The organism is Lutimonas sp. (genome assembly GCF_051011215.1).
Lineage (GTDB): Bacteria > Bacteroidota > Bacteroidia > Flavobacteriales > Flavobacteriaceae > Lutimonas.
This window is the reverse complement of sequence record NZ_JBPCUJ010000127.1, coordinates 1-7,770: the sequence shown is the minus strand read 5'-3', so window position 1 is coordinate 7,770 and position 7,770 is coordinate 1. Positions and strand designations below refer to the sequence as shown.

At 39.3% G+C, this 7,770-nt stretch carries 4 protein-coding genes; all 4 read left to right on the top strand.

The genetic code is table 11. The features are described from left to right. Positions 1-1,808, top strand: a 1,808-nt coding sequence (locus ACR2MV_RS12330) for an alkyl/aryl-sulfatase (protein ID WP_434022224.1), incomplete at its 5' end; no start/stop codon positions are given. Positions 1,809-1,838: 30 nt separating this feature from the next. Then, entirely contained in the window at positions 1,839-5,687 is a 3,849-nt protein-coding gene (locus tag ACR2MV_RS12325) for a CoA transferase (RefSeq protein WP_434022223.1), read from the top strand. A 15-nt stretch (positions 5,688-5,702) separates the two neighbouring features. Continuing rightward, on the top strand, positions 5,703-6,167 hold the full coding sequence (locus ACR2MV_RS12320) for a hypothetical protein (protein ID WP_434022222.1): 465 nt from the start codon (positions 5,703-5,705) through the stop codon (positions 6,165-6,167). A gap of 36 nt (positions 6,168-6,203) precedes the next feature. After that, positions 6,204-7,544, top strand: coding sequence for a carbohydrate porin (locus tag ACR2MV_RS12315; protein WP_434022221.1), 1,341 nt, complete (start codon positions 6,204-6,206; stop codon positions 7,542-7,544). Positions 7,545-7,770 lie beyond the last annotated feature (226 nt).

Sequence of the window (7,770 nt, the reverse complement as noted above, 5' to 3'; positions counted from 1 at the left end):
GTATGGGAAAATATGAATTCTTGTTAGAAGATAAGGACTATCAAAGCATCCATCCCTCTTTACAAAGACAGGCCACGCTAAATATGAATTATGGGCTGTACGAAGTAATAGATGGCATATATCAGGTTAGAGGATATGACTTGGCCAATATAACCTTTGTAAGGAGTGACAATGGATGGATTGTCTTTGACCCTCTCACTGCTAAAGAGACCGCACGAGCTGCTTTGGAATTAATTAATAAAAAATTAGGTGCTCGACCAGTTGTGGCAGTGGTATATTCTCATTCTCATGGTGATCACTGGGGTGGTGTCAGAGGAGTTACAGCTGAGGAGGATGTAAAATCAGGCAAAGTGAAAATCATTGCCCCTGATGGTTTCATGCAACATGCTGTATCTGAAAACATTTATGCTGGTAATGCGATGACAAGGAGAATGTTTCTTCAGTATGGAGTATTGTTGCCTGCTGATCCTTTTGGTCACGTAGATCAAGCCATCGGAAAAAACACAGCTGCTGGAGATTTGGGTTTAATTGCTCCTAACCTGATCATTGAAGATAGAATTCAGAATCTCACAATCGATGGTATTAAAATGGTATTTCAGCTGACCCCAGATACTGAAGCTCCATCAGAAATGAACACCTATTTTCCTGATATGAAGGCATTTTGGGCTGCTGAAAATATTGTTGCTACCATTCACAATATTTATACACTTAGGGGTGCGATGGTAAGAGATGCACTTAATTGGTCTAAAAATATCAATGAGGCACTTTATCTATTTGGACAAGAAGCAGAGGTCATGTTTGCTTCACACTCTTGGCCCAGATGGGGCAATGAAAGGATACAAGAAGTTATGAAAGATCAAAGAGATGCTTACGCGCATTTGAACAATGGGGTATTGCATTTAGTAAATCAAGGTGTAACAATCAATGAGATTCACAATGAATACAAAGTACCACAAAGTCTACAAGATAGCTGGCAAGCCAGATCTTATCATGGGTCTCCTGAAAACAACAGCAGAGGGGTTGTCAACCGATATTTAGGGCATTGGGATGGAAACCCTGCCAATCTTATTCCGTTATCTCCCTATGAGTCCTCGCCACTTTTTGTCGAAATGATGGGTGGGTCCACTAAGATCATAACTAAGTCTAAGGAACTATTCAATGAGGGTAAATATTTATATGCGATTGAGCTCCTTAATAAATTGACTTATGGTGATCCAAACAATCAAGAAGCAAAAGATTTATTAGCCGATTGCTATGAGCAGATGGGATACCAGCAGGAAAGCTCTAGTTTGAGAAATGCTTTTCTTGCAGGCGCGTTTGAATTGAGAAATGGAATTCCAAGCGGAGCGTCTCCGAAGGTTGATGGGCCAGATTTGATAAAAGCTATGGAAACTGGCCTATGGCTCGATTTTCTTGGGATTCGATTAGTTAGTGAAAGGGCCGTTGGAAAGGCATTTGAAATTAATTTGATTACACCTGATAATGGCGAAAAATATTTAATTGAATTGAGCAACTCTACTTTGTCAAATATTCAAGGATATCAGGCTGAAGACCCAGATTTGGAAATTACAATAAATCGTTCGGATTTGGACTTGGTCATGATGGGTGTGAAATCTATGGAGGAGATGATAGCTGATGGAACTGCCAAGACTTCAGGTGATAAATCTATTATTGATCAACTGAAATCAATGATGATTCATTTTGAGATACGATTTGAAATCTTACCAGGAACCGTTCCTGTAGGGGAGCAACAATTCAATAGAAACCCATTTCAACAAGAAATGCCAGCCGTTCTGGGAGCGGAATAAAGAATATATCAACACTTAACCTTCAATACAATGAAAAATTTACCATACCATGGAATTATAGTTTACGAATTGAGCAACACTGTTGCAGGACGCCTTACTGGGCTTTTGTTTGCAGACCAGGGCGCAGAAGTGTATATTAAAAGAAAGGACATTCATGAACCCATTGGTGTAGATCAATATTTTGATAGAAACAAATATTCTATACTTTCTGAAAAACTTAATGATACTTCACCTGCAGACATTATTATTGTTGATGGTGATACGAAAGTTGACAGAACCGAATCACAGATTGTGGTTAGGATTACTGCCGCTGTTCCCGGTGATGAAATTTATGGCTACTTACCTGCTGACTGCAGTGAAGATTTATTGAATGCTCTGGTAGGTTTTTATACGGACATGGGAACCACCAGTAAAATTCTCGGAAGACCGGTTATTTATACGCCCCTCCCGTTGTGTTCGGTATATACCGGTGTAAATGCAGCTGTGGCCACCGGTGCCGCCCTGGTTGACAGAGAACGATGTGGACTGGGTCGCGAAATCGTTGCTTCTAGAATCGCAGGTGGCGTTTCTGCTATTGGAGCCCTGGCATTGACATCTGAGGGAATTCCCCCACATTTGGCACCAACTGAAATAGGAGGCATTCCTGAAGGGATGACCCCTGAAGAATTTAAAAAGATAATTAAAGAGGCCAGTGAAGATCCAGCCAAACAATTGTGGTTGGAACAACGACTGATTCCTTTGGCCGCCCCCTATTATACTTCAGACAATCGCCTGGCTTTACCCCTGGCTGCTCCAAATCGAAGGAATACCCAGCGTATTTGCAAGACCTTAGGCGTTTGGGATGAGATGCTTGAAGCCGGAATGGTTGACGTTTCTCCATACGATCCGGACAACATCGATGCCATGGGGAAAAATGCAGCGGATTCTATGGCCCTCAATTTCACCTTAAGTTCAAAACTGGCAGGTCTTTTAGAAGAAGCATTTTTGAAAAAAACTGCTGATGAATGGGAAGAAGAACTCTGTAATGCGGGTATCCCCTGTGTTAAAGTGATGACCTGGAACGAATGGAAAAATGACCCGAAGGCGAAAAAAGCGCGAATTTTTGCTAATGTAAATGGGCTTGATAAAACACAATTGGGAAGGGCATCATGGGTGACAAGTGCTCAACCCTATCCCGATTTAGAAGCCTGCAAACCTGTTAATGAAATCCCTTCGAGGCAGGCAGGTTTACCTCCCATAAACGGAAGTGAAACTTCCTATAGACCTTTAAAGGGCTATGTTGGGCTGGATTTTACCAATGTTGTAGCAGGCCCGAATTGCGGAAGAATGTTTTCCGAACTCGGGGCCACCATCTATAAAATTGATCCTATGAATCCCTTCCATTCGCCAACCATTATGACCACTTGGGCAGGAGAATCAGGTGTTGGGAAAAAGGCCATAATACTCGACATTAAAACTGATGATGGAAGAAAAATTCTGAATCAATTAATTGCCAAGGCCGACTTTATCATCGCAAATAAATTGGATCCGCAATTTGAAAGATTGGGTCTGGATCGAAAATCTTTAGATAAAATCAATAAAAGTGTCATTGGTGTTCAATTGGCAGCCCATTCCGGAGAACGGCATGGACCAAGGCATAACTACCCCGGTTATGATCCGGCACTACAGGGTACCACCGGTTTAACAGACAGATTTGGACCCAAAGGTTGTCCTACTTATCACGGCGTGGCTTCTTGCGTTGATTATTTATGTGGATATCTCGGAGCCTGGGCAGGTGTAACTGCCTTGGTTGGCAGAGAAAGGCGAAAAGATGGTATCGGCGATTGGGCAGAAACTTCTTTGGCCACAGCAGCATCTCTCACCCAATTGCTCCTACAATATGAAGATGAACCCAAAAGTGCCCGTGGTGCCTATGCCACAGGTATGAATGAGGGAGAACGAGTCTATGAGGTCTCAGATGGCTGGATATTTGCAGAAGCTGATCATGATATTAGTATGGAAATATCCTCTTTTACGGTCGAAAATTCATTGGTACATCTTAAGAGAAAAGGAATTATGGCGACTCCCGTACAAACGTGTAAAGAATTGGCAGACAGACATAGGGATTCACCAACACCAACCGTTTATTTTGAAAGACATGAAAAGGACGGTTGGATCAATGAGTGTTTTGCCCCTACCTGGTTTGTATTCGACGGGAAACCTTATAATAGACCATCACCAGCCAGCAGAATCGGTTCAGATGCCCAGGAAATTTTAGAAGATTTGGGATATAATAAGGATCAGTTTATCGATTTTGTTCAAAATAAAGTCGTAGGTCAGACCGAATGGATACCAGTTAAAGAAAAGCAATCTCTTAAAACTTCTAATACGAATCACGAAAATCAGGAATTCGATATCAATCAGCATCTCGATCAATATCTTGAAGACATTGGGCTGAGTGCAGAAGATTGCGGTGGTGAAGTTGTGTTTACCGGTAAGGATCCTATATTACACAGTCATATTCGTCTTGGGGCCTGTATGGCAGTTCCTGCTATGGCCTGCGGAATTGGTGCCGCTGCTATTTGGAAAGACCGAACGGGTGAAGGACAAAATGTAAGCGTAGATCTGCGAGAGGCTGTTATGAATATCAATCCTTTTTACAAATTTTGGGTTAAAGGAGCAGTTGCCAGTGGCATCATGAAACCTGACGACCCTTTGGTTGAAAATGTTCAATTTATTCCTACAGTGAACGGACAAATGATGCAAGGACCTTTTTTTATCGGAAATCCTGTTTCTTTTAAAATATTTGAATCCAAGGATGGAAGAAAGGTAACCGCTACGGGTTTGTATGATCACCACTTAAAAAACTTTCTCAATATTATTGGTGCTCCACCAAATGAAAAAGCTATTGCCAAGGCAATTGCCAAATGGAATGCCCTGGATTTGGAAGAAGCATGTTTTAAAAATGGTGCCATTTTTTCAATACACAGAACCACTGAAGAATGGGCAAATCACCCCCAGGGTCAATATCTATCGTCTGTTCCATTAATTGAAATTGAAAAAATTGGCGACAGCGCACCCATACCATTTAGTAAGGGTGGGGAACAACCCTTATCAGGAATCAAAACCCTATCCATGACCCATGTAATTGCAGGAACCACGGCTGCCAGAACCCTGGCTCAATACGGTTCTGAAGTATTACATGTGGCGAGACCTCAGGCTTTTGAACACGAGTTTTTTGTAACTGATGTCAACGTGGGTATGCGATCAACATTTGCCAATATTAAAGATCCGGACGGTCAACAAGCTATTAATCATTTACTTCCAGAAACCGATGTCATTGTACAGAATATGAGAAGTCTTGACAAGTATGGTTTGGGACCAGAACAAGTGGCAGAAAAAAGACCGGGAATCATTTATCTGTCTGCGAATTGCTATGGTCATGGAGGTCCATGGGGAGACTATGGTGGATTTGACATGGAAGGATGTTCTGTATCAGGAATTACCATGACAGAAGGTGATGGTGTTAATCCAAAATATCCACCTACAGCGATTATCAATGACTTTTTAGCAGGGTATATAGGAGCATCAGGTGTTATGGCTGCTTTGAGAAGAAGGGCAAAAGAAGGAGGAATTTATCACGTTAAAATAAGTCTGACTAGAGCGGTCATGTGGTATTCAAGTCTTGGCTTACTTCCTACTACTGATTTTGATGGCAATCATCCGGATCATCGGATGACACCTCCGCAAACGATCAAAGGACAAACTCCTTATGGAGAAATCCATCGTTTGGCTCCACTTGGAAGACTCTCTAAAACACCAAGTCGCTGGAGAGTACCGTTTGTATCAGTTCGTGGAGCGTCGCCAACCGAATGGGAGAAACAAATCAATGCAATCTAATTTAAGTTCTTAAATATGTTAGAAATAAATAAACCAGAACCTAGGTTAATCTCATATGGTCAACGATTATTTGCTAGATACTTAACTGCTATTTTAGTTGATTTAGTAGTATTAAATCTATTTGTAGAATATTGGGATAAGGTGGAAATCGATTCTTTTACTATCTCTGTATTTGCCGCTATATTATTACAACTTATGCTTAGAAGTTTTGTGTTAATAGAGTTTAAACTAGCTAATTTTATAAATGCTCAAACCTGGAAATATCGAAAAGCTGTACGTTTGATTGCGAGTCAACAAGTTCTTTTTTGGTCAAAATTTGTTATACTGGGAGCCATTGACATTATCTTTAAAGAGCATGTTGAAATCCATGGAATCTTAGCCTTTTTCGTTGTTGTGATTACCATTTTAGTGTCGGAATCTTTAATAGCATATTGTTTTAGACTCTTAAATCCAAAAAAGAAGACGGCAACTGATGATTGACAAATAGAAAAGTATCAATAGAAATTTAAGTATCGTATGCTACAAAAAGAAATTGTTCTGAAACTCAATTTAGCAAGTGTTATTATATTATTGTATCTGAGTATATTAGTATTTCCATTTGAAGTTTTAGGCCAAGTAGACAGCACATTTGTTTCAAGCTATATAGATGAGGGTCAGCCCATTATCGGTATAATGGATATTGAGGAAGATTTAGATCTAACTTTTCCACAAAATGGGTCTCTGATTCCTTATGGAGTTCCTCAATCTTATTTTGATTTTAAAGATGATTTGTATGATAAAATCGGTTTGAAAATTGGAGTTAGTTATCAAATGTTGTTTCAATCTGCATCAGAACTTGCTCCTCAGTCAACAAATGATAATGCTCTTGGGCATTGGTGGGGGTTCAATGCAAAATGGACAGCAATTAATAAAGGAAAAGATTTTGAAGGTAGTTTAGTTTTTACCGGGCATGAACGAGTGTCTGTTGGCAATAATGCAGTACCTGCTCAATACGGTGCTGGTGATATTGGTGCAATTTGGTCCAATTTTGAATGGACTGAATGGTACTTTTCTATAGAGGATTTTTATTGGGAACAATGGTTGAAAAATAACCGATTTATGTTTAGAATTGGAAATCAAATTCCAACAACTATATATAATTCATTTAGATTTAAAGATGCTCGAACATCTTTTACTTCAAGTCCTTTTGCGTTTCATGAATCTATCCCTTATCCAACATATGGATTAGGTGTTGCCTTTAAATGGTGGTTAATTCAAGATTCAGAATTATATATTGTAGGTACATTAAATGATATGAATGGTGATCCCAATGTAAGAGGATTTGATTGGAGTACTTTTGGAAGAGGAGAATATTTTTATGGCATTGAAATAGGAAAAAACTGGAAAAGAGAGGGAGGTGAATTTGATCATCTCCACTTAGATATATTTTATGCCGATAAAAGAAGCACCAGATCTCCAGAACTTTTGCCAAATGAGGCCGGTTGGGGATTTAAAATTTTAGGCTCAAAACAAGTTAATAAATGGGTTGCATATGCTAGTTATACCTACAATACTGCTGAAGGAGGTGGTATTTCAGTTACTTTTGCAGAACATACAGGAACCTTAGGATTGTCTTATACCAAGCCATTTGATTTACCCGGTGAAATTTCATTAGGACTAATGGTTATGAAGCCCATAGAAGATATCCTACCGATTCCGGATATGAGAACCCAATATGGAATCGAACCTTATTGGAAAATTCTTTTGACACCTAATCTTTGGGTAACTCCAGGAGTTCAGTTTATTATAAATCCATCGCTGAACCCTAATGTTGATTTTGTTTCGGTACCACATATTAAATTTAGGTTAGCACTATAATAATTAATAAAAACAACTTGCTTTTCTTCACTATTCTGCTTCAGAAAATTCATCATCTTTATTTCATCTAAAATCTATTTGATAGTTCACCGTTTGTAATATGATGCTTCTTTCATTAATCTTATTTTTTTAAGTGGATTTAACAATGGTTATGAAAATTACTAATAATTAACCTAATTCAAATATGTTTTAGAATGGTGCTCATATCGAGACCATAGAATGATAA